At 66.5% G+C, this 24,886-nt stretch carries 28 protein-coding genes; 14 read left to right on the top strand and 14 right to left on the bottom strand.

The features are described 5' to 3' along the window. The first annotated feature begins 94 nt into the window (after positions 1–94). Positions 95–832: a sporulation protein gene (locus tag KZ498_RS12480; protein ID WP_312619220.1), complete on the top strand. Its 738-nt coding sequence runs from the start codon at positions 95–97 to the stop codon at positions 830–832. A 21-nt stretch (positions 833–853) separates the two neighbouring features. On the opposite strand, the gene KZ498_RS12475 is transcribed toward KZ498_RS12480, so the two are convergent. Next, entirely contained in the window at positions 854–3,688 is a 2,835-nt protein-coding gene (locus KZ498_RS12475; RefSeq protein WP_312619219.1) for a DEAD/DEAH box helicase, read from the bottom strand. Positions 3,689–3,854: 166 nt separating this feature from the next. Between KZ498_RS12475 and KZ498_RS12470 the strand changes: the two genes are divergently transcribed. Next, positions 3,855–4,703: a class 1 fructose-bisphosphatase gene (locus KZ498_RS12470; protein WP_312619218.1), complete on the top strand. Its 849-nt coding sequence runs from the start codon at positions 3,855–3,857 to the stop codon at positions 4,701–4,703. Between the two features lie 12 nt (positions 4,704–4,715). Here the strand turns inward: KZ498_RS12470 and KZ498_RS12465 are convergent, their stop codons facing one another. Genes KZ498_RS12465 through KZ498_RS12455 form a run of 3 tightly spaced genes read right to left on the bottom strand, consistent with a single transcriptional unit; the run spans position 4,716 to position 8,544 of the window. Beyond that, a complete protein-coding gene (locus KZ498_RS12465) occupies positions 4,716–5,465 on the bottom strand; it encodes a metallophosphoesterase (protein ID WP_312619217.1) in 750 nt (249 codons plus the stop codon). A 47-nt stretch (positions 5,466–5,512) separates the two neighbouring features. Next, on the bottom strand, positions 5,513–7,267 hold the full coding sequence (locus tag KZ498_RS12460; RefSeq protein WP_312619216.1) for a hypothetical protein: 1,755 nt from the start codon (positions 7,265–7,267) through the stop codon (positions 5,513–5,515). Continuing rightward, positions 7,264–8,544, bottom strand: a complete 1,281-nt coding sequence (locus KZ498_RS12455) for a Single-stranded DNA binding protein (protein ID WP_312619215.1) — start codon at positions 8,542–8,544, stop codon at positions 7,264–7,266. The genes KZ498_RS12460 and KZ498_RS12455 overlap by 4 nt, the downstream gene beginning before the upstream one ends. A 232-nt stretch (positions 8,545–8,776) precedes the next feature. Between KZ498_RS12455 and KZ498_RS12450 the strand changes: the two genes are divergently transcribed. Both KZ498_RS12450 and KZ498_RS12445 read left to right on the top strand, forming a co-directional pair. Next, positions 8,777–9,235: a hypothetical protein gene (locus KZ498_RS12450; RefSeq protein ID WP_312619214.1), complete on the top strand. Its 459-nt coding sequence runs from the start codon at positions 8,777–8,779 to the stop codon at positions 9,233–9,235. A gap of 44 nt (positions 9,236–9,279) precedes the next feature. Next, positions 9,280–9,939, top strand: a complete 660-nt coding sequence (locus tag KZ498_RS12445) for a 2,5-diamino-6-(ribosylamino)-4(3H)-pyrimidinone 5'-phosphate reductase (RefSeq protein ID WP_312619213.1) — start codon at positions 9,280–9,282, stop codon at positions 9,937–9,939. A gap of 21 nt (positions 9,940–9,960) precedes the next feature. Here the strand turns inward: KZ498_RS12445 and KZ498_RS12440 are convergent, their stop codons facing one another. Beyond that, positions 9,961–10,248 (bottom strand): hypothetical protein, encoded by a 288-nt coding sequence (locus tag KZ498_RS12440; protein WP_312619212.1) that lies wholly within the window; start codon positions 10,246–10,248, stop codon positions 9,961–9,963. Between the two features lie 66 nt (positions 10,249–10,314). Continuing rightward, the gene (locus KZ498_RS12435; RefSeq protein WP_312619211.1) at positions 10,315–11,364 is read right to left on the bottom strand and encodes an FAD-dependent oxidoreductase; all 1,050 of its coding nucleotides are present in this window, start codon (positions 11,362–11,364) and stop codon (positions 10,315–10,317) included. A gap of 101 nt (positions 11,365–11,465) precedes the next feature. On the opposite strand from KZ498_RS12435, the gene KZ498_RS12430 reads away from it, so the two are divergent. From KZ498_RS12430 to KZ498_RS12405, 6 genes are all read left to right on the top strand, one after another. Continuing rightward, positions 11,466–11,750, top strand: coding sequence for a DUF357 domain-containing protein (locus tag KZ498_RS12430; protein ID WP_312619210.1), 285 nt, complete (start codon positions 11,466–11,468; stop codon positions 11,748–11,750). 74 nt (positions 11,751–11,824) lie between these two features. Beyond that, a complete protein-coding gene (locus KZ498_RS12425) occupies positions 11,825–12,334 on the top strand; it encodes a fasciclin domain-containing protein (protein ID WP_312619209.1) in 510 nt (169 codons plus the stop codon). Between the two features lie 204 nt (positions 12,335–12,538). Beyond that, the gene (locus KZ498_RS12420; protein WP_312619324.1) at positions 12,539–12,814 is read left to right on the top strand and encodes a winged helix-turn-helix domain-containing protein; all 276 of its coding nucleotides are present in this window, start codon (positions 12,539–12,541) and stop codon (positions 12,812–12,814) included. 55 nt (positions 12,815–12,869) lie between these two features. Next, complete coding sequence (locus tag KZ498_RS12415; RefSeq protein WP_312619208.1) at positions 12,870–13,172, top strand: hypothetical protein; 303 nt, start codon at positions 12,870–12,872, stop codon at positions 13,170–13,172. 506 nt (positions 13,173–13,678) lie between these two features. Then, the gene (locus KZ498_RS12410) at positions 13,679–14,638 is read left to right on the top strand and encodes a transcription initiation factor IIB (protein WP_312619207.1); all 960 of its coding nucleotides are present in this window, start codon (positions 13,679–13,681) and stop codon (positions 14,636–14,638) included. Between the two features lie 73 nt (positions 14,639–14,711). Further along, on the top strand, positions 14,712–14,891 hold the full coding sequence (locus KZ498_RS12405) for a hypothetical protein (protein ID WP_312619206.1): 180 nt from the start codon (positions 14,712–14,714) through the stop codon (positions 14,889–14,891). Here the strand turns inward: KZ498_RS12405 and KZ498_RS12400 are convergent, their stop codons facing one another. The 5 genes from KZ498_RS12400 to KZ498_RS12380 all read right to left on the bottom strand — a co-directional run bounded on the left by KZ498_RS12400 (position 14,892) and on the right by KZ498_RS12380 (position 17,785). Then, positions 14,892–15,296, bottom strand: coding sequence for a translation initiation factor IF-2 subunit beta (locus KZ498_RS12400; protein ID WP_312619205.1), 405 nt, complete (start codon positions 15,294–15,296; stop codon positions 14,892–14,894). A 52-nt stretch (positions 15,297–15,348) separates the two neighbouring features. After that, positions 15,349–15,522 (bottom strand): hypothetical protein, encoded by a 174-nt coding sequence (locus KZ498_RS12395; protein ID WP_312619203.1) that lies wholly within the window; start codon positions 15,520–15,522, stop codon positions 15,349–15,351. 199 nt (positions 15,523–15,721) lie between these two features. Then, positions 15,722–16,465: an FAD-dependent thymidylate synthase gene (thyX, locus tag KZ498_RS12390; protein WP_312619202.1), complete on the bottom strand. Its 744-nt coding sequence runs from the start codon at positions 16,463–16,465 to the stop codon at positions 15,722–15,724. Positions 16,466–16,530: 65 nt separating this feature from the next. After that, positions 16,531–17,190 carry an ATPase domain-containing protein gene (locus tag KZ498_RS12385; protein ID WP_312619201.1) on the bottom strand — a complete coding sequence of 220 codons (660 nt, stop codon included), beginning with the start codon at positions 17,188–17,190 and terminating at the stop codon, positions 16,531–16,533. A gap of 10 nt (positions 17,191–17,200) precedes the next feature. Further along, positions 17,201–17,785 (bottom strand): response regulator transcription factor, encoded by a 585-nt coding sequence (locus KZ498_RS12380; RefSeq protein ID WP_312619200.1) that lies wholly within the window; start codon positions 17,783–17,785, stop codon positions 17,201–17,203. 112 nt (positions 17,786–17,897) lie between these two features. Here KZ498_RS12380 and KZ498_RS12375 point away from each other — a divergent pair, with 112 nt between their 5' ends. Further along, complete coding sequence (locus KZ498_RS12375; RefSeq protein WP_312619199.1) at positions 17,898–18,473, top strand: MBL fold metallo-hydrolase; 576 nt, start codon at positions 17,898–17,900, stop codon at positions 18,471–18,473. 20 nt (positions 18,474–18,493) lie between these two features. Here KZ498_RS12375 and KZ498_RS12370 read toward each other — a convergent pair whose 3' ends face one another. Together KZ498_RS12370 and KZ498_RS12365 are read right to left on the bottom strand one after the other, a co-directional pair. Continuing rightward, positions 18,494–19,318: an ATPase gene (locus KZ498_RS12370; RefSeq protein ID WP_312619197.1), complete on the bottom strand. Its 825-nt coding sequence runs from the start codon at positions 19,316–19,318 to the stop codon at positions 18,494–18,496. Beyond that, complete coding sequence (locus tag KZ498_RS12365; RefSeq protein ID WP_312619196.1) at positions 19,315–19,584, bottom strand: DUF5827 family protein; 270 nt, start codon at positions 19,582–19,584, stop codon at positions 19,315–19,317. The genes KZ498_RS12370 and KZ498_RS12365 overlap by 4 nt, the downstream gene beginning before the upstream one ends. Before the next feature lie 94 nt (positions 19,585–19,678). On the opposite strand from KZ498_RS12365, the gene KZ498_RS12360 reads away from it, so the two are divergent. After that, on the top strand, positions 19,679–21,787 hold the full coding sequence (locus KZ498_RS12360; RefSeq protein ID WP_312619195.1) for a glycoside hydrolase family 3 C-terminal domain-containing protein: 2,109 nt from the start codon (positions 19,679–19,681) through the stop codon (positions 21,785–21,787). A gap of 109 nt (positions 21,788–21,896) precedes the next feature. Next, on the top strand, positions 21,897–22,286 hold the full coding sequence (locus tag KZ498_RS12355) for a thioredoxin family protein (protein ID WP_312619194.1): 390 nt from the start codon (positions 21,897–21,899) through the stop codon (positions 22,284–22,286). 3 nt (positions 22,287–22,289) lie between these two features. On the opposite strand, the gene KZ498_RS12350 is transcribed toward KZ498_RS12355, so the two are convergent. Continuing rightward, a complete protein-coding gene (locus KZ498_RS12350) occupies positions 22,290–24,443 on the bottom strand; it encodes a thioredoxin domain-containing protein (RefSeq protein ID WP_312619193.1) in 2,154 nt (717 codons plus the stop codon). 92 nt (positions 24,444–24,535) lie between these two features. On the opposite strand from KZ498_RS12350, the gene KZ498_RS12345 reads away from it, so the two are divergent. Then, on the top strand, positions 24,536–24,862 hold the full coding sequence (locus KZ498_RS12345; protein WP_312619192.1) for a hypothetical protein: 327 nt from the start codon (positions 24,536–24,538) through the stop codon (positions 24,860–24,862). The last annotated feature ends 24 nt before the right edge of the window (positions 24,863–24,886 follow it).

Raw genomic sequence — 24,886 nt, 5'->3', positions numbered from 1 at the left:
GCGAAGGGGCTTGAGTCCCTCGGCGGTCGCCGGTTCTTTCGTTACGTTCCGCCCTGAAGTTTATACCAGATGCTGGGCGAATTGCACACTACGTATGAAAGGCGTGCTCTCCAGAATCGGCATCGGGTCGGCCACAGTAGACACGATACTGCCGACAGACACCGTCAGAGCCGGCGACTCAGTCCAGGCCGAAGTCCACGTCGAGGGCGGGTCGACGGACCAGGAGATCGACGCTGTCTATTTCGCCCTGGAAACCGAGTACAAGTCCGACGAGGGGTACAAGGACGCTATCGTCGACCAGTGGCAACTCACCGAGCCCTTCACCATCGAGGCCGGCGAGAAACGGCGCTTCGAGACCACGATCGACATCCCCCGGGAGACGCCGGTGACCACGCGCTCGACGGCCGTCGAGATCGAGACCGGCCTCGACATCTCGATGGCGATCGACCCCGGCGACGAGGACTACATCGAGGTCGAACCGACACACCGGACGCAGGCGGTGTTCGACGCCCTGGACTCGCTGGGCTTCTCGCTTCACTCCTCGTCCTGCGAGGCCTCGGCCGGAAGCCTGTTCACGACCTCGGCGACCTTCGTCCAGGAGTTCGAGTTCCGGCCCGAGCGCGGCGAGTTCACCGGCCAGGTCGACGAGGTCGGACTCGTCCCGGTGTTCGACGACGACCGACTCACCCTGTACCTGGAGGTCGACCGCAGCGCCGGACTGCTCTCGGAGGTGACTGACGCCGACGAGCGACACACTACATTACCGATCGACGATTCCGACCCCGAGGCGATCGAGCCACGACTCGAAGCCCGGATTCGGGAACTGAGCTAGCTCGCCGTCAGCTCCCGGCCGTCAGCCCCAGAACGACTGCGTGCGCGCGTACTCCCGCTCCTGCCGGAGAATGTCCCGGTAGAACTCGTCTTCGTCCTCCCGCAGGCGGTTGATGATGCGGGCGGCGTTGTGCGGCCCGACGCCGCGGGCGGCCAGCGCGACCACCGCCCGCTTCCCGTGGCTCTGGACCAGCGAGGCCGAGCGGTAGGCCCGCTCGGTCATCTTCTCCTGCTCGTCGTCCTTGTCGTCGGTCCGAACCGCAGACACGACCTCCTCGGCCCATGGATTCAGCGCGGCGATGCGGGTGGAGCCACACTGCGGACACGACGGCTGGTCGCGAACGCGCTTGACCTGCTGTTTGCGGTCCCACTCCTTGCAGTGCAGACACGTGAGAATGACCCGGTCGCTCTGGATGCGCTCCCTGACGGTCTGGATGACGCTGGCGTCGGCGTTCTCCGGCGAGAGCAGTTCCCGCCCGGAGGAACTGCCGCCGGTCCCGATAGGCGTGTGCTCGCCGACGGTTTCGAGGGCCACGGTACCGCTCTGGATGTCTCGGAGGAGGTCGGCCGTCGCCTCTATAGCGAGGTCCTCGTGGCGCACCTCGCGCAGGGCCTCGTCGTACATCGGCGTGTCCTCCAGGGCTGCAAGCAGGCGGTCGCGGCCGAAGTCCGTCGACCCCCGGCCGCGCCAGCGCTTGAGCGAGCCGAACTTCGTCGCCACCTGCGCGAGTTTGAACTTCAACGCGTCGGCGTTTTTCAGGCTGAGTTCTATCAGCGCGGGGAGGTGGTCGGGGTCGGTGTCCTCGATGACCTCGATGACGTCACCGGCGGTGATCCGGCGCGGGACCTCCAGCGTGATTCGGTAAGGGTCGACCTCCATCGCGACCGACGACCCGGCCCGCTGACCGAGCAGCGCCGAGAGGACTCGTCCCAGCGTCTCGTTGATTTTGTGCCCGTAGCAGGCGTTGACGATGACCTCCCGGCCGTGGAACTCCACGACGACGGTCGTGTCGTCGGGAATCGGTCCCTCGTGTTTCTCGACCTGCGAGAGGCCGTCGGCGACGGTCTCCGGCCCCGCGGCATAGCGAGTCGCCACGTCCCTGGCGACGGCATCAGTCTCGGCCCCGTTCTGTAGCTGTCGGCCCGCGACCCGGCGGAGTTCGCCGACCTCCGCGGCGACGGCTCTCGGGACCGGAATCTCCTGACCGACCCACGAGGGGACCTCGCCGGCGGGGTCCTCGATGGGCGAGACGGTCACGACCTCCTCCTCCTCGTCGATGTTCGTGATGCGCCACATCTCCCCGCGCTGGACGAACACCTCGCCGGGTGTCGCGAAGTTGACGACGAACTTCTCGTCTAAGGTTCCGACCTGCTGGCCCGAGGCCACGTCCTCCACGTCGTAGGTGGCCTCGTCGGGAATCATCGAGAGGTTCTGATAGAAGTACTGCCAGGTCCCGCGGCGCTTCTCTAAGGTGTCCCGGTCCTCGTCCAGCCAGACGACGTTGTTCGCCGCGAGTTCCTCGATGACCCCCTTGAACTTGGCCTCGTCGAGGTCCCGGAACGGGTACGCGCGAGTCAGTATCTCGAAGGCCCGCATCGCCCGTATCTCGCCGGTGTCCATCACCAGTCCGGCAATCTGGTTGGCGACCGTGTCGAGGCTCCCGTCGTGTATCTCGGCGGGTTCGACATCACCGGTCTCGGCCTGTCTCGCTATCGCCAGCGCCTCCAGCGTGTCGTCGGTGTCGGTGGTGACGACCGTGCCAGAGGAGACGAGGTCCCGACGGTGGCCGGCGCGGCCGACCCGCTGGACGAGCCGCGAGACCTGCCGCGGGCTCCCGTACTGGACGACGTGGTCGACGTGGCCCACGTCGATGCCCAGTTCCATCGAGGACGTACACAGCAGGGCGTCGAGGTCACCGGCCTTGAAGCGGTCCTCCACGTCGATTCGCGCTTCTTTCGACAGCGAGCCGTGGTGGACGCCGAGGTCGGTCCCCAGTTCCTTGAACCGCGAGCCCAGCGCCTCGGCGGTCTGGCGGGTGTTGACAAACAGCAGGACCGACTCGTGGTCGTCTATGAGGTCCGCGATGTACCGGACGTGGCTCGCGGTACTGGCGTCGGTGACGAGTGTGCTCGAAAGCTCCTCGTCGCGGTCGGTGACCTGCGGCCGGACCACCTCGATGTCGAGCCGGCTGCCGATGTCGACCTCCCTGATGGCACACGTGCGACCCCCGGTGAGAAACCGGCCGACCTCCTGGGGGTCGCCGACGGTCGCCGAGAGCCCGATGCGCTGGAACCGACCGGACAGCTCCTGGAGTCGTTCGAGGCCGACCGTCAGTTGCGCGCCGCGCTTGGCCGCGGCGAGTTCGTGGACCTCGTCGATGACGACGTGGTTCACGTCTTCGAGCGCTGTCCGCAGTTTCGACCCCGTGAGCATGGCCTGGAGCGTCTCGGGCGTGGTCACGAGCACGTCCGGAGGGTCGTTGGCCTGCTTCTGGCGTTGATAGTCCGTCGTGTCGCCGTGCCGGACGTCGACTTCGAGGCCCAGCATCTCCCCCCACCAGTCGAGGCGCTGGCGCATGTCGCGGTTGAGCGCCCGGAGCGGCGTGATGTACAGCGCGCCGATGCCAAAGCGGTCCTCGGACTCGGCCAGCGCGTCGAAGACCGGCAACATCGCCGTCTCCGTTTTCCCGGTGCCGGTGGGAGCCACCACCAGCGCGTCCCGCCCGGCGGCCAGGGTCGGAATCGCCTTCCGCTGGGGGTCGGTCGGCGTCGTGAAGCCGCGCTCGGAGAGCGCACTGCGGACGGCTGGCCCGAGTGCAGTGAAGGCGTCCTCGCCGCGAGCGACCCCGTCAGTCATCGGCCCCGTCTAGCGGCTACACCGGGTTAAACACGTTGTGTCACCGCTTCTCGTACGACGGCGGATGGCGATGCTCTGTGGCGCTGCGGGGTACAGCCTTATGTCGCTGCCCGGGAATATGTGGAACCATGACGGACACATGTGCTCTCTGGGCCGGTGATGGCCCGTGAACACGCTCGACGAGATCGAGCGGGCGGTAAAGGACACGGCCCACTACGTCAGCGGCAACCTGGCGAACTACGCGAACAGAGCAGCCGGCGAGAACCCGAGCGGCGAGCAACAGGTCGGTGGCGACGTGTGGGCCGACGACCTGTTTTTCGACGCGCTCGCGTACATCGACGGCGTCGGCGCGTACGCGAGCGAGGAGCGAAGCGACGTGGTCGACTGCGGCGAGGGCTACAGCGTCGCTATCGACCCGCTCGATGGTTCCTCCAACCTCGCCTCGAACAACTCCGTGGGGACGATTATCGGCGTCTACGACGCCGAGTTACCGGCCAGCGGGCGCTCGATGGTCGCCTCGCTGATGGTGCTGTACGGCCCCTACACGACGCTGACCGTCGCCCGCTCCGACCGCGATGTCGTCCAGGAGCACCTCCTCCGGGACGGCCACAGCGAGCGCTGGGGCCAGTTCGAACTACCGCCGGAGGCCACCGTGGTCGGTCTGGCTGGCAAGACCGGCGAACGCAGCGACGCGTTCAACGACATCGCACGGTCCTTCGAACGGGAGCTGAAGCTCCGCTACGGCGGCGCGACCGTCGCCGACCTGGCCCAGGTGCTTGAGTACGGCGGACTGTTCGGCTATCCGGCGACGTCGGGGTATCCGGACGGCAAGCTCCGGGTCCACTTCGAATCAGCGCCGCTCGCGTATCTCGTCGAGGCGGCGGGCGGGGCCTCCAGCGACGGGTCACAGTCCTTACTCGACGTCGAACCGGACGGCATCCACGACCGGACGCCCACGTTCCTCGGCAACGCCGAACTGGTCGAGGAGCTCGAAGCGGCGCTCCCGGGGGCGTAGGCGGCCCCCGGCTCAGACCTGCTGATAGGACCCTAACCGCGTGCCATCGAGCAGGAACGCCTCGGTGCCCGTCATGCCCTCGGGCAGGAACGGGGCCAGAAAGCCCTGGCCGTCGACGTTGACCCACGTCCCTCCGGAGCGGTCGTTAAACGCCGGGAACACGACGACGTCCGGCGCGTTATCGACGGGTCGGTCGAACTGCTCGGCGAACGGGTCGGCGACGAGCGTGCCGCGGAGCCAGGCCCGCTGTTTCCGTGCGCCGCCGACGCTGTCCTCCAGTCGGACGACGGGGTGTTCGTGGCCGACACAGACGACGTCGGCTTCGAGCACGTCCGGCGCAGGCCAGGTGTGGCCGTGTGCGAACCCGACCGTCCCGATGCGGGCCCCGTGGCCCGGCGTCACCTCGATATCGGCGTCGAGGTCCGCCAGGACCGGCTCCAGGCCGCCGTCGTGGTTCCCCTTCACCAGCGTCACGGGCACGTCGAGGGCGTCGAACAGGGTCTCGAGTTCCGCGCGCTCGTCCTCGAACGGGTCGCCAATGGCGTGGCCCAGGTCGCCCACGACCACCAGCCGATCGGCGCGGGCGCGGTCAAGACACGCCAGCAGTCGCTCCCGGCGGTCCTCGGCGGCCGACTGGAGCTCGACGCCCTCGTATCTGAGCCCCGCTTCGATACCGGCGTGATAGTCAGCCACCGCCAGCAGCCGCTCCCCGTCAGTGTCAACTGTGGCCGCTGGAACGCCGGGAAGCGGTTCGACACGCATCTGCGCTCGGTTGGATTCCAGGGGAGAAAAGGGTCGCGGCTCGGCCGTCAGATGGACGTGAGCTTGCCGTCGTCGGGCTCGTAGCAGCGTCCGCCCATCAGCGCGTCCTGGATGGCATCCTCGACGGCGTCGGCGTCCGCGCCGTAGCGGCTCACGACCGTCGAACGGAGCTCCTCGCGGTCGGCTCCGCTGCCGTCGTCGAGGTCCGCCATGACCTCCATGACGGCGTCTTCGAGGTCGACGTCCTCGGCGGGCGCGTCCGCACTCGCCGACTCGCCGGCGGTGGTCTCGTCGGCTCCGGCGGCAGTCGCTGTCTCAGGCGTTTCGGCGGGCGCGTCGCTCGTGGCCGCGTCGGCACCCGGTTCGGGGGACTCGTCGCCGGCCGGTGCGCCCGCCGATTCGGGCGCGGGCTCGGCGTCGGCGGCGTCCGCGGGCGCGCCCTCCTCGGCTGCGTCGGCCAGGTCTTCGGGGTCCGGCGTCTCGATGTCGGCCTCGCCGGGCTCGTCGACCTCGGTCCCGCTCTGGAAGTCCGTGCCGTACTCCTGTTCGATCTCCTCGCGCTCGTCCTCGTCCAGATCGAACTCGGTGTCGAAGTCGCCGAGAGTGTCGCCGTCGTCGGGTTCGGACGACGATTCTGGCTCCTCCTGCACCGTCTCGTCGGCGTCGGTCGCCGGCCCGTTCGAGCCCGGAGCGTCGTCTCCGGGCTCGCTCTCTGCGGCCGTCGAGGGCACGTCGTCGCCGGCGGACTCGCCGGCAGTGGTCTCGTCGGCTCCGGCGTCGGTCGCTGTCTCGGGGGTCTCGGCGGGGGCGTCGCTCGTGGCCGCGTCGGCGCCCGGCTCGGGGGACTCGTCGCCGGCCGGTGCGCCCGCCGATTCGGGCGCGGGCTCGGCGTCTGCGGCGTCCGCGGGTGCACCCCTCTGTGCCGCGTCGGCGGCGTCCTCGCCGGTCGTCGGGTCGCTGTCGGCGGACTCCGACGTCTCTTCGCTCGGCTCGTCGGTCGCCGTGTCGTCAGTCGCGACGGCGGCTGTCCCATCGTCGCTCGTCTCCCTGGCTGTCACCGCCGCGTCGATGTCCGTCGTCGCCAGCACCGGGAGCGGGTCGTCGGTCCCGTCGCCCGGTGACAGCGACAGCGGCTCTGCCTCGTCCGTCTCGCCGGCGACGACGCGAGCGGCGTCGAGCGCCGTCTTTCGGAGTGCCTCCAGGTAGTCGCCGGTCGTGCCGTAGTGGTCCAGCGCAAGAGCGATGCCCGACGCCGCGCTCTCGTCGACGCCCTGCTCGACGAGCGCGCTCCGGAGGTCCGCACCGGACAGGCCGGCCTGTTTCGCGCCGGCCATCTGACCGATGCGCGAGACGGTCTGTTCGGCGGCCTGGACGACCCAGCGGTCCCGCGTGTCCCCGTCGACCTCGCTGATACTCTCGGGCCGGACAGAGGTGAACACCCGGTCGCTGTCGTCTGGCTGGAAGGTTCGGGCCTTGCCCGTGACGGCGACGAATATCGGCGGGTCGGCGGCTTCGAGGAAGGCCAGTTCGTCGGGCTGGTACTGGCCGGCATAGACGACGAACGGGCCGGTCGGGTCCACGACCCGGGCGCGCAACACGTCGTCGTTGACCTGTTCGAGTTCGGTGAGGACGCCGACGAGGAACAGGCGGTTGACCCGCGCGCCGGTCGGCGTGACGACGTAGTTGGGGGCCCGTTCCTCGTCGGACTCGGAGTACGAGAAGTCGGCGTCGTCGAACTCCGCGGCGAACAGCCGATGGGCGACCTCCCGGCGGCCCGGGCCGCTGTCTCCGGATTCGCTCATGTGTCTACCTCCTGGAGCAAGGTCCGCGCACGCGTCGCCGGGTCGTCGTCGGCCTCGGCGAAGGTCGAGGCGGTGAGGTTCGCGCCGTACTCGTCGACCGACAGCGACCCGCGGACGACGAACTCGCGGCCCACGATGCGGTCGCTGATGCGGTCGGCGACGACTTCCTTGTCCATCGCGTCGCGGGCGTGTTCGCGGGCGTCGTCGAGGTCGCCGCCGTACACCCTGGCGGTCAGTTCGTCGTCGAGTACCGTGGTGACAGTGGCGGTCCCGTCATCGAGGATGGCCTTCGTCCGCAGGTCGTCCTCGCCCTCGACGGCGCCGTGAGAGCGGCACTGGCCGTTCTGGACGACGCGGCCACACTCGGGACAGCGCTCGATGAGACCGGAGCCGTCCCGCACCTCGATGACGTTGCCGGCCAGTTCCACGTCGAACAGGCCGCCGCTCTCGACGGCCTCGTGGACCGACAGCCGTGGAGCGTCTTCAGCCACCTCGACCGTACGGTCCAGTGCGGTCACCGTCGAGAACTCGGAGACGTTCACGGACGGTGCGCCCCGGAACTCCCGGACGAACGTCTCCTCGAGGCGCACGGACGCCCCTTCCTCGATTCCCTCGTGGGGTTCCCAGTCGGTGAAGGGAAGCCGGCCGCTCTCGTCGCCGAGGACCCCGCTGAGAATCGTCGTCTCGCCGTCGCGGCCGTCGATGACCTTCTGCTCGCATTCAAGCACCTGAACCTCGACAGTGATGCCGCGGTCGCCCGGTGCGAGGTCCTGCAGCGCGGCGCGGCCGCCGACCTCGTAGCCGATGTCGAGCGTCTCGTCGACGACTTCGGGGTCGGTGCTGTCGCCGAGATTGAGCTCCGGCTGGCCGTCCCACTCGCGGACGCCTGCGTTGCCCAACCGAACGGTCTGGCCGGGCTGGAGGTCGCCGGAGAACCCGTCCCACGCGGTGTAGGAGATCTTCCCCGTTTCGTCGGCGAGTTCGCCCTCGCGGATGACGTGCTGTTCCCCGTTGTACTGGATGGACCGGCGACCCGACGTGAGCACCACTGCGGTGACCGTCACGTTCGAGTCGTCGGTCGAGACCTCGCTGATGGACTTGCTCGACGGCGTCCCGTCGCCGCCCGAGCCGCCATCGCCGTATTTCCGTCTGAGGCTCTGCTTGGCCTCGTCCATCGGGACGGAGTAGTTCACGAGGTTCTCCAGGTCGCGTGTGACCTCCTCTTTGTCAACACCGAGGTCGGAGGCGAGCTCCTCGGCATGGTCTTCGAGAGACATCGACCGACGGTTCGGTGGGAACACTCAAAAGCGTTTTCGGCCAGCCGTCGCGAGACGACCGGTCAATATCGCCCGCAATTCTTATTTATGATACTGTAATCTCTCTGGATATGAGCGCAGACCGTGTTGGAGCGCTACGAACGGCCACAGAGTTCGCTGCTGGATCTCTTCAGATAGCTGGATATGAAGATATCGAAAGTGATACTGGAAGTGGTCCACCGGGGGCCTGACTATGGGCAGTCTCTTCGGATCGAAGCCGTCGGAGGCCCACGTCATCTGGCGGAGTGGTCGGAACGACGGCGGTACCAAGAAGTTCGATTTCGAGTATCTGGAACTGTGGGCCGCCCACTTCGGTGTCGACTACGAGCAGTGGACCCGCGTCGACCACGACCGCGGCGACGAGCCACGCGAGCAGGTCGCCTGCGTGTTCCGCTGGGGGGAAAGCGGCGGGCAGGAACTCTCCATCGGTGACGAGGAGTGGACGATGGGCTCCCAGCGCAAGCCCCGGACGTTCGTCGAAATCGACGAGAAAGGGATGGTTCGACTCCGGGGCTGGACCACCGACACAACGCTCGATGCCGACGAACTGGTCCTGCAAAAGACGGTTCTGAAACTGAAGACCGCCGACGGCACCGTGAAGAAACTCGACGTTCGGAAGCTCTCGGAGCGCCCCGAGACGACCTCTTCCTGACCGTAACCCAAAAGCCGTTTGACCGGCCGCTGATACGAACGAGTATGCACGTCGTCGTCAACGCCGCCATGAGTGTCGACGGGAAGCTCTCCTCCCGCCGCCGCGAACAGATCGCCATCTCCGGGCCGGACGACTTCGACCGCGTCGATCAGCTCCGGGCCGACAGCGACGCGGTGATGGTCGGTGTCGGTACGGTTCTCGCCGACGACCCCTCACTGACAGTCGACGACGCCGACCGCCGCGCTGCCCGGACCGACCGCGGCGACCCGCCGAACCCCGCGCGCGTCGTTGCCGACTCCCGGATCCGGACGCCGCCGGACGCCACAGTGCTCGACGACAGCGCCCAGACCTACCTCCTCGTCAGCGAAGCCGCACCGCCCGATTTCATCGAGGAGATGGAAGAGGCCGGCGCGTACGTCATTGCCGCCGGCGAGGACCGGGTCGACCTCACGACGACACTGGCGAAACTAGAAGGTGACGGTATCGACCAGCTCATGGTCGAAGGCGGCGGCGAACTCATCTTCGGCCTGCTCGAAGAGGCACTGGTCGACGAGCTGTTCGTCTTTGTCGGCCCGAAGGTCATCGGCGGCCGGGACGCGCCGACGCTGGCCGACGGCGACGGCTTCATCGAGGACTTCCCGGAGCCGGCGCTGGCCGACGTCGAGCGGGTCGACGACGGCGTGGTACTTCACTGGAAGTTCTAGAAACTGGCTCGGCCGTCGAAACTAGTGGTCGTGGCCGGTCAGTTCGGCGAAGGACTGGCCGAAGCGCTCCTCGAACAGGTCGCTGGTCTGCTCTTCGAGCGCGACGATCTGCTCGTCCGGCTCGCCCTGGGCGTGGTGGACGGCGCTGTGAATCCGCTGGGTCATGCCGAACATCGCGATGTCGCCGACGACCTGCGGGTCGGTCTCCTCGGGCGACTCCCGGAGGATGTCCACGAGTTCGCTCGGGACTGTGAGTTCGTCGGAATCTTCGCCGTCGTCGATAGTCAGCGTGACAGTGTCGGTTGCCATGTCCCCGACTCAGGGGGCTGTCCTAAAGGGTCTGTGGATGTGTGGACGACCGGAGAAACGTGTGCGCTAGTCGTCGGCTTCCGCAGTGGCTTCGGACTCCGCTTCGGCGGCGGCCTCGGCCTGTGATTCGAGGTACTCGTCGGCGTCGATGGCGGCCTTACAGCCCATCCCGGCGGCGGTGACGGCCTGCTGGTAGTGGTAATCGACGACGTCACCGGCACCGAAGATGCCGTCGACGTCGGTGGCGGTCTGCCCGCCGCCTTTGCCGCCCTCCGCGACGATGTAGCCGGTCTCGTCGAGTTCGACGCCGGTCCCGTCGAGGTAGCCGGTGTTGGGCGTGTGGCCGATGGCCATGAAGACGGCGCCCACGTCGAACTCGAAGGTCTCGGTCCCGTCGTCGTCGAGCTTCTCGCTGGGATACCCCTCGTCGTTCCGTGCGAGCGTGACGTGGTCGACGCCCTCCTCCGGGGAGCCGTGTATCTCCAGCAACTCGGTGTTTCGCATGATCTCTATCTCGCCAGCGTCGACCTTCTTCTGGACGCGGTCGATCCAGTAGTCCTCGGCGCGGAACTCCTCGCGCCGGTGTGCGATGTAGACGGTGTCGGCGAACTTCGTGAGGAAGTGGGCCTCCTCCATGGCCGCGTCGCCGCCGCCGACGACGAGCATGTCCTCGTCGCGGAAGAACGCCCCGTCGCAGGTCGCACACGTCGAGACGCCATAGCCCATCAGGTCGTCCTCGCCGGGGACGCCCAGCGTCCGGGCGCTGGCCCCGGAGGCAGCGATGAAGGCGTCGCAGGTGTAGACGTCGCCGTTCGACAGCTCCACGCGGAACGGCCGCTCGCTGTCGTCGATGTCGGCGACGATGCCGTGTTTCACCTCGGTGCCGAACCGCTCGGCCTGCTCTTTCATGTTGTTGATGAGGTCCGGTCCGGAGAGCCCCTCGGGGAAGCCAGGGAAGTTCTCCACTTCGCTGGTCAGCGTGAGCTGTCCGCCCGGTTCGTCGCCCTCCAGAACGAGCGGGTCGTTGTTGCTTCTGGCGGCGTAGATGGCCGCGGTCAGTCCCGCTGCGCCCGTGCCAGCGACGATGAGTCGTCGGTGTTCGACCGGTTCTGTCATTGGCTACGCTAGACTATCGGCCCGTATTTAGCTTGTGTTGTCCTGCGCCGAACTCGACCCGGGGCGACACGCTTAGGCCGCTGCCGCCGCTTGCCGGGGGTATGGCCGCCGACCTCGAAGAGAAGACCGACCGGTACGAGGGACTGCTCGCGGAGGCACTCGATGCGGCATCTGTCGCACCGCCTGAGGGGACGCCGATGCACGACGCCGCCCTGGAGTGCGAGGAGATGGCGGCGTCGTATCTGGCGGACGGTCGCCACTTCAGGGCCGACGACGACCCGGTCAACGCCCTGGCGTCGTTCTCCTACGGGCACGCGTGGCTGGACGCGGGCGCACGCATCGGACTCTTCGACGTGCCGACCGAGGGCCACCTGTTCACCGTCTGAAACTATGGTCGAATTTGGGTCCCAGTTCGGCAATCGGTTAACTGTCAACAGTCCTCCGAATCGCCTGGGTTTCCATGAAACAGACCAGACGCGGTGTGCTTCGGAGTATCGGTGCTGGAACAGCGGTCGCAGTCGGCGGCGTCGGGGCCGCCAGCGCCAAGCCGCCGAGCGAGGGGGATACGATTGTGGACGTGGCCGTGGCGGCCGACGGGTTCGACGTGCTTGTGGCCGCCGTGCAGGAAGCCGGTCTCGTCGATACGCTCAGTGGGAACCGTCAGTTGACGGTGTTTGCGCCGACCGACGATGCGTTTGGCGCATTGGGAGTTACGGCTGACAACGTCGGCGAATTTGATTTTGAGGCGGAATTCGGGGCCTCACTCACCGAAATCCTCACGTACCACGTGACACCGGGCCGCCGCGACGCGGAATCAGTCACCACTTCATCAGAGCTACCGACCCTCAACGGAGCGAAAATTGATGTCGACGGGACCGACCTCAACGGCGACCAGGCCGACATCGTCGCCACGAACATCGAGCCCTCCAACGGCATCATCCACGTCATCGACGGCGTGTTGCTGCCGTAACCCGGCGCACTAACACATCTTCGGCGCGTGTGTAACAGTCGGCGGGAACTGTCGCCTTGCGACGACTGCCTATCTCGACTGCGGTGGGTCAGTTCGGGTCCCCGACGCCGACCGCTGACGCCTCGCTACCCCGGTTACGCTCGTGGGCAGCTATCATGCAATCGGCCAATGGATATACGTACGCCCGGGGAGTTGGGTCTCCTGATGGAGGGTGTCCTCTGGTACGTTCTCTCCGGGACCCGTGGGGGGCCAAACAGAGCCCGTATTCTCAAAGCCCTCAAACGACGGCCCCGGAACGCGAACCAACTGGCGGAGGACATCGACCTCGACTACAAGACCGTCCGGCACCACCTCGACGTACTGATGGACAACGGCGTCGTCGACAACACCGGCGGCGACTACGGCTCCGTCTACACGCTGACTGAGCGGACCAAACAGAACTGGGCAACCATCGAGGAAATCATCGCGGAGATCGAGTGACAATGGATGAAACCGAGACCAAAATCTTACCACGAGCGGGCGTAGGGGGGCACAGATGGCAGTCTGGATGACCGCGGCGAGTGTCGCCTCCGCGCTCAACGTCGTGGTGCTGCTGGTGCTCCTGTCAGTCTGGGCCCGCAACTATCTGGCGGGACACTCGAAGCACGCGCTGGGACTGACCGTCTTCGGGCTCCTGTTGCTCGCAGAGAACTGCCTGTCCGTCTACTACTACGTCCTCGACCCGGAAGTCGCCGTACTGTTGCGAAGCGCCGCCCCTGTCGCCGGTCGGGCGATGACCTTCGTCGCGATACTGGAACTCGGCGGCCTCGTGTTCCTTGCGTGGATTACCCTCGACTGACCGGTCACTATGGCCGTGCGAAGGGAGGCTATACCCGTCTGGGTATATATTTAGTCGCTAATTATAAGTAATTGGTATGTAATACTAAGTAAGTGTAAGCAAACCGTGTCAATTGGTAACATCGTTTTTTATAACTCACCGCTCCCCCACGATGTGCGGAACCACACCGTGACTCCCGGGAATCCGGTGATTCCGGGGCCGATCCGGCGTTCCCCATCTCCCTGGAGCGGCCGAGTCGAGGCGAGGGCTGGTATGTTGTCGGGATATCGACGGGGCCACGCGGCGTTGCAACCGCCCGGTTATCTGTTGCGCACGAGCGGTGATGATGACCACCAATGTTATATGGCGTTGCTTCGAGCCATGTCTTCCCTTATCACTGCGCTGTCTGGCGATTATTGCCAAAATCCAGCGAAAGGTTTATATACTTTACGCACTAACTATAGGGTAAGACGGTTCCCCCAACCGGTCTTAAAATTTCTGCACCCGGCAGAACAGGACTCCCAATCATGAGTGAATCAACAACGCGGACCAGCACACGAGAACGAGACGAGGAACTAACCGAGCAGGAAGCCGTAGAGGCCTGTCCCGAATGCAGCGGCAACATCATCACGGACACCGAACACGGCGAAACAGTCTGTGAGGACTGTGGCCTGGTCGTCGAAGAGGACGAGATAGACCGCGGGCCGGAATGGCGCGCGTTCAACTCCGCCGAGAAGGACCGCAAGTCCCGCGTCGGCGCGCCGACGACGAACATGATGCACGACAAGGGCCTCTCGACCAACATCGGCTGGCAGAACAAGGACGCCTACGGGCGCTCCCTCTCCAGCGAGCAGCGCCAGAAGATGCAACGGCTCCGCACGTGGAACGAGCGGTTCCGGACCCGCGACTCCAAGGAGCGCAACCTCAAGCAGGCGCTCGGCGAGATCGACCGCATGGCGTCCGCGCTGGGACTCCCCCAGAACGTCCGCGAGACGGCAAGCGTCATCTATCGCCGCGCGCTCGGTGACGACCTGCTTCCGGGCCGGTCTATCGAGGGCGTCGCCACGTCCGCACTGTACGCTTCAGCCCGCATGGCCGGGAACCCCCGGTCGCTCGACGAGATGGCCCGCGTCTCCCGCGTCGAGAAGATGGAGCTCACACGGACCTACCGATACATCGTCCGGGAACTCAGCCTCGAAGTCCAGCCGGCGGACCCGGAACACTACCTCCCGCGGTTCATCTCCGACCTCGAACTCAGCGAGGAGACCCAGCGACAGGCCCGTGACCTCGTCGAGGGCGCCCGCCAGTCGGGCTTGCTCTCCGGCAAGTCCCCGGTCGGCATCGCCGCCGCGGCCGTCTACGCCGCCGCGTTACTGACCAACGAGAAGGTCACCCAGAGCCAGGTCAGCGACGTGGCCGACATCTCCGAAGTGACCATCCGGAACCGGTACAAGGAACTCCTCGAAGCCGAGGACCTTCCGGCCTAACACACGGGTGAAGGCAGACCGATGGGGAGACGCGAAGGCTTTTTATCATTGGCTATGTGTGTGAGTAACATACATGGAGGAAGCGTACGTGCGATTGCTCTGTCCCGAATGTAAGAAAGACTGGGAGTCGACGCCGACGGCCCTGCCGCGACACGACACGACGTTCCACTGTCCTAACTGTCACGCCAGCCACCGGCTCGCCGTTTTCACCCGCACGGAAAACGACCTGCAGACGCTGAAAGGGCTGCAGTAGCTACTCGCTCGTCGCCGAGCGCGCGCCACACGCCACACAGCGGAGCAACAGCGCGCCCTGTTCTCGCTCTAGCTGCGTGTCCGGTAGCCCGCACTCCGAGCAGAGCACGAACTTGTCGACGTACTCGTCGATAGACGCCTCGATGCGGCCGGCGTCGAACTCGCCGGTCAGTCGCGCCCGGCCGCTCTCGTCGATATGGCCGCTCGTCCCGAGGTCGTTCTGGAGGAACTTCATCACGTGGTCGTCCTCGCGCCCGAGTCTGGAACACGTCGACTGGAAGTTCTCGTATACGGTGACGTTGCCTTCCTGTCTGACCTCCGGGTCGGGGATTTCGAACCGCTCGCTGGTCCCCTCGATGTCGGGTGTCTCTTCGATCGCCCGGTCGAGCATGTCGTCGTATTCCATACTCCTACGTCACAGAGCGGGCGACAAAAACTTTTCAGGCGGCGGCCGGCCGCTACCGCCAGGCCGCAAGTGTACAGGTTTCGTCCGCTACCATCGAGACCCAGCTGTCATCGTGTGCGATATCGGCGATGACGAACCGCTGCTGGCCGTCGACATCGTCGACAGCACACATCACATCAGGCGCAGTTCCCGACTGACGGGTGGGACGTTCAACCTCGTAAGACACGATTGTTCATTTAGGATGTGATGTTATGAATGTGTCGTACTAGTTTCGTCTTTTGATACTCTGATTTCCGGTCGGGTACGCAACTAACGGGCTCACGTCTCGCTATTTCCGTTGAGAGTATCGATTTCGATTCAACAATTGTCGATAGCAACGACCAGCGACCCCCGCCCTGACCCGTCGTCAGCGGTGGCTGTACCTGTCAGGGCGCGAGCCGGTTCTTGCGCCCTTTCATCTCCCGCTCGTAGTAGTCGAAGGTCTTGGGACACCAGTCGGCCGCCAGGTCGAGCATCTCCTCGGTCATCCCCCGGATCTCCCACTGCGCGTCCGCCGCTGCTCGCATGTCCGCGACGTGCATCAGCATCCGGGCGTTCATCGACATCACGATGTTCACCTTTGTGCCGATTGGCAGCACGAACCGGGCGTCCTCCGGCGGCATGCCCCGCTCGAGCAGTTCCTGGTACGACTCCACCGACTGCTCGATGGTGTCTCTGAATATCTCCGCGCGCTCTTCGAACTCCTCGTCGGAGACGCTCGCTTTCTGCTGGTTCCGCCCCACCCAATCCGGGTCCGTCGCCGACGGCGGCGTCACGACCATCGCGCCCTCGCGGACGGCTTCGGGGTCGACGTCGTCGAAGGAGACGTAGCGCATCGACTGCACGTCGAAGGAGACGTGTCGGTGGCGGGTAATCTGGGCCATACAGGAACGGGAGACGCCTTCGACGGCGAAGGTCGCCTGCGCGTGTTCGAAGGGGCCGTAGTGGCCGTGGTCCAGCAGATGCCCGATGAGCGTCTCTTTCTTTTCTTCGAGGGTATCACCCTCGACCTCTGCCATCGTCGCCTCGAACGACTGGCTCCCGACGGAGGTGTCGCTGTAGTCGTTACGTGCTGCCTTGCAGATGAGATCTTCGGGGTCGTCTGTCGCCTCGAGCAGCTTGACGTCCATATCGGGTGGGTGAACCGAAGCGGCAAAATACTTCCTCACCGGACTGCCTGTGGACCGCTGCGCTGTCAGATTTTCTGCCAGTCGGTCGGTTCGCCAGCGAGGCCGAGCACGCGGGCCTCCCGGCCGCCACCCTCCGCGTCGCGCACGTCGATCATCCCGTCGAACGCCTGCTTGATGACCTGCAGTGTCTGGTCGTCGTGGGCTCCCGAATCGATGGTGAACACGCCGATGTAGCCCGCGGAGTCCAGCCGCGAAGACAGCACGTGACAGAACTTGAACACGGTTTTCTTGTCCGTGTAGGTCAGCATCGTCGACAGCGACACGAGCGCCAGTCGGCCCCGCTCGTTGCCGGCGTTGTGCAGTCCCTCCAGTGCCTTCGTGATGCCGATACCGATGCCGGTGAGGTCCCCGGGCGAGGAGACGTGGTGGACGTGGGCGTTGCCGATTGCGGCCTCGTCTGTGCCGCTCTCGCCACGACAGTCGATGACACCGAGCTGGGAGTCCTCGAGGTCGGAAACGAGCGACCGGAACTCCTCGACGACGCTGCCAGCCCCGTCACCGGTCGTCACGACCACCGCACCGTCCCCGTTGCGCATGCCGTCGGCAAGCACGTCGTATGCGAGCCGTTCCTTCCCGCTCATTGCTGGGCCGGAAATCAGGATGCTGGACCCTGGCCGGACCTCACTGAGCGCATCGAACTCTAGTACTGAGGTGAGATCATACATTGTTTGTCGCTCAGTTGTCTTCATCGTCGCTCAATCCACGGAGCGTTGCGATGAAATCGGAGTCGTCCTCGATACCACCGAGTGTCTCCGAGAGGTCGTCTCGCATCTCCGCGACTTTCTGGCTCAGTTCGTCGTACTGGCCGCTCTCCGCCAACTCCGCGCTCGATTTCGTCGCCTCGAGCGTCGCCTGCTTCTCGACGAGCGCGTAGTACTCCTGCAGGAGGGAGTCGTACTCTGAGCGGTCCAGGAGGTTGTCGACCGTCTCGTGGAGCTGTTCGCTCCGAATCGGCTTCGATAGGTAGGCGTCAAAGCCCATCTCCAGGATGTCGAAGTCAGGCTCGACGGCGGTGACCATCGCCACCCGACAGCCGAGGTCACGCTCGCGAATGCGCTCGAGCACTTCGTCGCCGGACAGCCCGGGCATCATCCGGTCGAGCAGCACCACGTCGACATCCGCGTCAAGTTGCTCCAGGCCCTCGTCGCCGTTCTGTGCCATGCGGACCTCGTACTCCTGCTGTAGCCACAGTTTGTACGTCTCGGCAACATCTGGTTCGTCTTCAACGATAAGTACCACAGGTAGGTCCGAATCTGACATAATGTTCTACTATGCCTCGTTTGCATATCCATATACATAGCCCTGTGGGTGCGTGATTGGGGCCCATACCAGAACGATACCCACATCCGGGACGACGGTCAATAGGCGGGTAATGATTCGAAATCTCGCCCGTGGGCAACAGGCCTTCACGAGCAACGTGTTCCTCGTCACCGGGGACCGAACCGTCCTGGTCGACGCCGGCAACGAGTTCGACGTGGTGTCGGCCGTCGAAGACCAGGTCGACGACCTCGACGCCGTTATCGCTACCCACACGCACTACGACCACGTCGCGAACCTCGACAGCGTCGTCGACGCGTTCGACGTCCCGGTGTACGGCTTCGACACGGACCAGGACGGCATCGAGCACGCCATCGCCGACGACGAGACGGTCGGGCTCGGCGACCACGACTACCGGGCGCTGCACACGCCCGGCCACAAGAACGACCACCTCTGCTTCTACTCGGAGGCCGCGGGGGTCCTGTTCGCCGGCGACCTCGTGTTCGCCAACGGGAGCTTCGGTCGGACCGACCTCGAAGAGGGCGACCGCGACCTGCTCGTCGACAGCATCGAGCGGGTGCTGTCGGTCGTCGACGATGACTTACAGGAGATGCACACCGGCCACGGGGCGAGCGTCACCGACGCGCCCTACCGGGACATCGAACTGGCGCTGCAGGCCGCGAAGTTCTGAGGGCGCTGGCAGGGAGTATTTCAATCGAACGCACAGGCCAACAGTGCGTCGTAGGCGTGGTCGTAGGCATCGGCGACGGCCGCCGGGTCGCCCCGCCGTTCGCTGTCGAGAGCGGGCAGTCGCACCGCGGCGACCTGCTCGATGAGGTCGACGACATTTGGGACCCGTTCCTCCAGTTGGCCGTCGCCGGGGCCGCCGGTGGCGATCTGACAGGCCTTGCTGTACCGGTCGCCGTCGTAGATGCGGGCTCGGCCCGGTTCGACGACGGCCACAGCGTTCGGTTCGATGCCCGAGAGCGGCCGGGCCACGTCGCCGTAGGACTCGACGACCGCCCGGTCCGTCGCTTCGATGTCCGCGGCGAGCGAATCGAGCGCCTCCACGTGCATCACCCGCATCAGGTCGTTGAAGTCGGCGACTGAGGTGACCCGCGGCGCGTCGGCAAGCGGGAGTCGCTCGGCGACGGAGTCCGGCAGGTCGACGGTCCCGTTGACGACGTACTCGACGCCGGTTTCGGAACTCGGGCGGCCGACCCGGTCGACGACGAACTGCTGGTTCTCCTTGCCGAGCAGGCCCGTCTCGGCCCCCGGCGACGGATGCCACAGGCGGTGAATCGGGTTGCGTTCTTCCGGGGCGACATCGCCGGGCGACGCGGCCGCGAGGCGTTTGGCGTCCTTGCCGTACAGCCGCCCCTCGCTCGTCGCTCGCTGGTAGTCGTCGTGGTCGAACCAGTAGTTGTTGCCCGCTCTGGGTTTGAACCCCTGGGCGCTGGTCCGCTCGAGCAGGCCCACGCTGAACGTGGTCTTGCCCGCGTCGACCCGGTCGCTGCCGGCGACGAGGAGCTTCATGACTCGGCGAGGCCGTACAGCCCGACGACGTCGTCGTCCTGCGGGTCGGCTATCACGAGGTCGTCCTGGTTGAAGATCATCCACGGGATGGCCCAGTCGATGAACACCGACTCGTTGGCCTCGCTGAGTTCGGCGTCCGCCGGGAGGCCCTGCAGGAGGCGGGCCATCTCCGGGATGGTGTACAGTTTGTCGGGGTCGAGGATGTCGGCGGGTTCGTGGAGTTCGAACGACAGTATCTCGCCGAACTCCTGCTTGTCGACAGGCATACCCGGCGGTATGCCGAGCGAGTGGGTAAATCCCTCGAACTGGTCGGCGTAGCTCAGTCGACAGTATAAGGCCCGTTGGCCTGTGAACTGCGATATGGCCGACGACGACCACATTGAAGCGTTGCTCGCCGGACTGTCCCGCACACAGAAACTCGCCCTCGTTCGCGGCGCCACTGACCCGGAGGGCACGGCGACGGGGTACCTGGCGGGGGTCGAGGCGGCCGGGATTCCGCCGTTTCGCCTCGTTGACGGGCCGCTGGGAATCCGCGCCGAGGGCCACCGCGCGACCGCCTTCCCGGCGTCGATTGCGACCGCAGCGACCTTCGACTCTGACCTGGCCCATAGACAGGGGGCGGCGATGGGCCGCGAGGCGACGGCGCTCGGACAGGACGTGCTGCTGGCACCCGGCGTGAACATCATCAGGGTCCCGCAGTGTGGCCGGAACTTCGAGTACCTCTCCGAGGACCCGGTCCACGCGGGCGCCGTTGGGGTCGGCCTCATCGAGGGCATCCAGTCCGAAGACGTCGCCGCCACGGTGAAACACTTCGTCGCCAACAACCAGGAGACCCACCGCACGACCGTCAGCGCCGAAGTGGACGAGCGGACGCTCCGGGAGTTGTATCTCCCACCGTTCCGCGCGGCTGTCGACGCCGGCGTCGGGTCGGTGATGACGGCGTACAACCGGGTCAACGGAACCCACATGAGCGACCACGAGCGCCTCGTCGGCGACGTGCTCAAAGGCGAGTGGGGGTTCGACGGCTACGTCGTCTCGGACTGGTACGGGCTGGAGAGCACCGTCGGCGCGGCGAACGCCGGACTGGACGTGGAGATGCCCGGCGTGGCGGAAGCCACCGACGACGGAACCGAGAGCTACGAGTGGCCCGACGGCATCCCGGACGCGACCCACGCGGGGCTGTTCGGCGCCCCGCTCGCCGACGCCATCGAGAGCGGCGAGGTTCCGGCCGACCGGCTCGACGACATGGTCCGGCGGGTACTCGGCCAGATGGACCGATTCGGGCGGCTCGACGGGAGCCCGGGAGCAAGCGAGGACGCGGGCGAACTCGACAGCCAGCGCCACCGTGACATCGCCGCGGACGTGGCGGCCCGCGGGACCGTGCTGCTGGACAACGACGGCGTCCTGCCACTGGACGACGGGGCGGACGTGGCCGTCATCGGGCCGAACGTCGACGAGCTGAAACTGGGCGGCGGCGGCTCCTCGGAGACGACGCCGATTCACTCGGTGTCGCCGGTCGAAGGCATCGAGGCCCGCGCAGAGGGGGCGGTCGTCTCGGCGTTCGGCATCCCGCCGATAGCGTCCGTCTCGCTGTTCGACCTCCTGCCGTTCGTCGGCGAGGACGAGGCCGCTGACGACGAGGAGACCGCCGACCGGGAGCCGTCGATCGATGACGCCGTAGAAGCGGCCGCGGCGGCTGATGTCGCCGTGGTGTTCGTCCGCGACGCGACGACGGAGGCGCGGGACCGCGAGTCACTGGCGCTGCCGGGCCGGCAGGACGAACTCGTTTCGGCCGTCGCGGCCGCCAACGAGAACACCGTCGTCGTCGTCAGGTCCGGCGGCCCCGTGGAACTCCCCTGGCGCGAGGACGTGGCCGCGGTCCTCGAACAGTGGTACCCCGGACAGGCGGACGGCGACGCGGCGGCGGCCGTCCTCTACGGCGACCGCGACCCGAGCGGTCGCCTTCCGGTCACCTTCGCCCCCGAAAGCGAGTATCCGACTGCAGGAGCCGAACGCCGCTACCCCGGCGTCGACGACCAGGCCCACTACGACGAGGGCGTGTTCGTCGGCTACCGGCACTTCGACGACGCGGACGTGGACCCGACCTACCCGTTCGGCCACGGGCACTCGTACGCGACGTTCGAGTACGGCGACGCCGAAGCCACGGCCGAGCAGACTGTCGCAGTCCCCGTCGAGAACGTCGCAGACCGGCCGGGCCGGGAGGTCGTCCAGGCCTACGTCCGCCCGCCGTCGGTGGACGGCGTCGACCGACCGGACCGCGAACTCGCCGGGTTCGCGGCTGTGCAGTTGGACGCCGGCGAGCGCCGGACGGTGGAACTGTCACTCGACGACCTCGCGTTCTCGCGGTACGACCCGGCTTCCGGCTGGACGGTCGACACCGGAACGTACACCGTCGAAATCGGCCGGTCGTCGCGGGACGTTCGGACGACCGTGACGGTCGAGCGATAGCCGGCCCGCACCGATATCGACTGAACCACCGGTTCGGCCGCTGGAACGCGTCTGAATGGGGAAATCCGCGGCCGGGGATTTCAAGCCCCCTGAATACATATAGCCAGTCATGAGTCAGACGCTCGATACCATGGAGCCGAATCCGGTGTGGGTCGAAGACGCCTACGCCGACACCGTCGACGTTCTCACACGCTACGCCGACGAGTTCGAGTACAAGATCTGGGGCGGCGACTGGTGCAAGGACTGCCGGGCCCAGCTCCCCGACTTCGGGGCGGCCCTGAAAGCCGCCGGCGTCACCGACGACCGGATTCACCACTACCCCGTCGAGAAGGAAGACGACGGGTCGAAAACCGGACCGGAGGTCGAGGCCTACGACATCGAACGTATCCCGACCGTCGTCGTCGAACACGGCGGCGAGGAGATCGCCCGCTTCGTCGAGGAAGAACCGGTCCCGATAGCCGTGTACCTCGCCGACCAGATCGAAGACGCGATGGCCTGACCCTTACTCCGTGCCGCCAGTTTCCGCGCCCCAGTCCAGCGCCGTCCCGAGCTCGTGTTTCGGCGGCGAGCAGGCGAAGTTCCGGCACGCGTACACCGTCGGCTCCTCGTCGACCTGCTCCCGGCCGGCCCAGATGGGCGGCGACTCCTCGAGTGAGAGCGCGTCGAGCCACTGATCGAACTCGTTCTCGTCAGCCGGTCGGTGGGCCAGCAGGCGGCGCGGGACGTACCGCCCGGCGAGGGTCTCCGTCCACTCCTCCGGATACGCTGACTGGTCGCCGACGAGCGTGAGTTCCAGCGCGCCCTGTTCGTAGGTGTCCGTCGCCAGCGTGAGCGAGGCGTGCTGGAGCGGGTTCGAGGAGACGCGGTCGGCGTGGGTCCGGACGACCCGCTCGGCGACCGTCTCGAAGCGGTCGTCGTCGCTGAAATGGGACAGCGACAGGAGGAGTTCGACGGCGACGCCCGTGCTCGAGGGCGTCGACTGGTCGGTAAGCTCCTGGGGCCGCGCGACGAGCGTCTCGCCGTCGGTCGGCGTGAAAAACAGCGTCCCCTGCTCGTCGTCCCAGAACGCCTCCGTGATGGCCTGTCCGAGGTCCATTGCGAACGCGAGGTGGGTCACGTCGCCGGTGGCCTCGAACAGCGTCAGCGCCCCCCGGCCGAGGAACGCGTAGTCCTCCAGGTAGCCGTCGATGGCCACGTCGCCGTCCTTGTACCGGCGGCTGAGCCGGTTCGCCTCGGCGTCCCACAGGTGCTCCCGGACGAACGAGAGGGCGTCGGCGGCCACGTCGGCGTAGGCCGAATCCAGCACGATAGCGCCCTCTGCGAGCGCCCGTATCATCAGGCCGTTCCAGCCGGCCAGCACCTTCTCGTCGCGGGCCGGGCGCGGCCGGTCCTTGCGGGCCTCGAACGTCTGGTTCAGGCCCCGCTGAAGGCTCGCCGCGATCTCGTCCTCACTTTGCTCGTACTCCTCGGCCAGCACCGACACCGGCTTTCGGACGGCGAGCACCGTCGCGCCCTCGAAGTTGCCCCGCTCCGTGACGCCGAAGTAGTCACAGAAGACCTCGGCGTCGGTCTCGTCGTCGACGGCGTCGTGGACCTGCTCGGGCGTCCAGACGTAGAACAGCCCTTCCTCGCTGTCGCCGTCCGGGGTATCCACGGGCGCGCTCTCGGCGTCCAGCGTGCTGAAGAAGCCGCCCTCGGGATGTTGCAGCTCACGCTGGACGAACTCGAAGGTCTCCCGGACGACCGACGCGTACCGTTCCGAGCCGATAGCCTGGTAGCCGGCGAGGAAGGCCCGCGGGATTTCGGCGTTGTCGTACAGCATCTTCTCGAAGTGCGGGACGGCCCACTGCTGGTCCGTCGCGTAGCGGTGGAAGCCGCCGCCGACGTGGTCGTACAGCCCCCGGTCGGCCATCACGTCGAGCGTCTCCTCGACGACGGTCAGGTAGTCCTCTTGCCCCCCATCAGAATGGGCTCGCAACAGCGCGTGCAAGCGCCCGTTCTGGGGGAACTTCGGCCCGCCGGAGCCCCAGCCGCCGTCCTGTCGGTCCGCTCCGCGGTGGGCGATGGTCGCCGCGGTCCGGATGATGTCCTCGGCGGGGTCCTCGGGGTCGGCCGGCGTCGCTTCGAGGTCGCTCTCGATTGCCTCGGTCCACTGCCGGGCGCGGTTCTCCATCTCCGCGCGCTGTTCGGGGTCCGACCACGAGTCCGCGAGGCGCTCGAGCAGGTCGCCAAAGCCCGGCTGGCCGCGTTTCTCTTCGGGCGGAAAGTACGTCCCGACGTAGAACGGCTTGCCCTCCGGTGTGAGCCAGGCCGACAGCGGCCAGCCACCGCCGCCAGTCACCTGCTGGCAGATGCTCATGTACACGGAGTCTATGTCCGGGCGCTCCTCGCGGTCGACCTTTATCGGGACGAAGTTCTCGTTGAGTTGCTCGGCGATGGCCTCGTTCTCGAAGCTCTCCGCCTCCATGACGTGACACCAGTGACACGCCGCGTAGCCGATCGAGAGGAAGATGGGCACGTCCCGCTCCTCGGCGGCCGCCAGGGCCGTCTCGTCCCAGGGCTGCCAGTTGACGGGGTTGTCCGCGTGCTGGCGGAGATACGGGCTTTCGGCCTCGTCGAGTCGGTTCCGGGCTGTCGGGTCCGTGGCGTCGCTCATGTCTGTCTCTGGGGGTGCCGGACTCAAAAGGGGTGTGTCATCCGTGGCCGGACGCCCACAAGAACTTTGGACAGATGTGACGACTGTCTCTCATGGGCAAGACGGTGTCCCTCTCGCTGTCGGGTCGCAAGCGGCAGTTTCTCGTCGGCAGCGTCGTCGTGGTCTTCTTCTTCGGCCCGGTGGTCGCCGCCGGACTCAGCGTGATGGGGCTCACCGTCCTGCAGTCGTTCGGCGTGGCAATCGGTGGGGGCCTCGCCCTGACCGCGGTGTGGGTCTGGAGATGGGGCGGCAACGACGACAGCGGGTCGGCGTGGGACGCTATCCCCGAGTGGCAGTACAACGGCCGCTTCGCCGAGGCCGGCGGCATCACACGGAGCGAGCAGGAAGCGGCCATCGAGGAACTCCAGGAGCGGGAGTGAGTGGACGCCGGGGCCGTCGAGGGC

Origin of the sequence: Haloarcula sp. 1CSR25-25 (genome assembly GCF_032027985.1) — an archaeon.
Lineage (GTDB): Archaea > Halobacteriota > Halobacteria > Halobacteriales > Haloarculaceae > Haloarcula.
The sequence above is the reverse complement of the archived record's forward strand: the minus strand, read 5'-3'. Positions and strand labels throughout refer to the sequence as shown.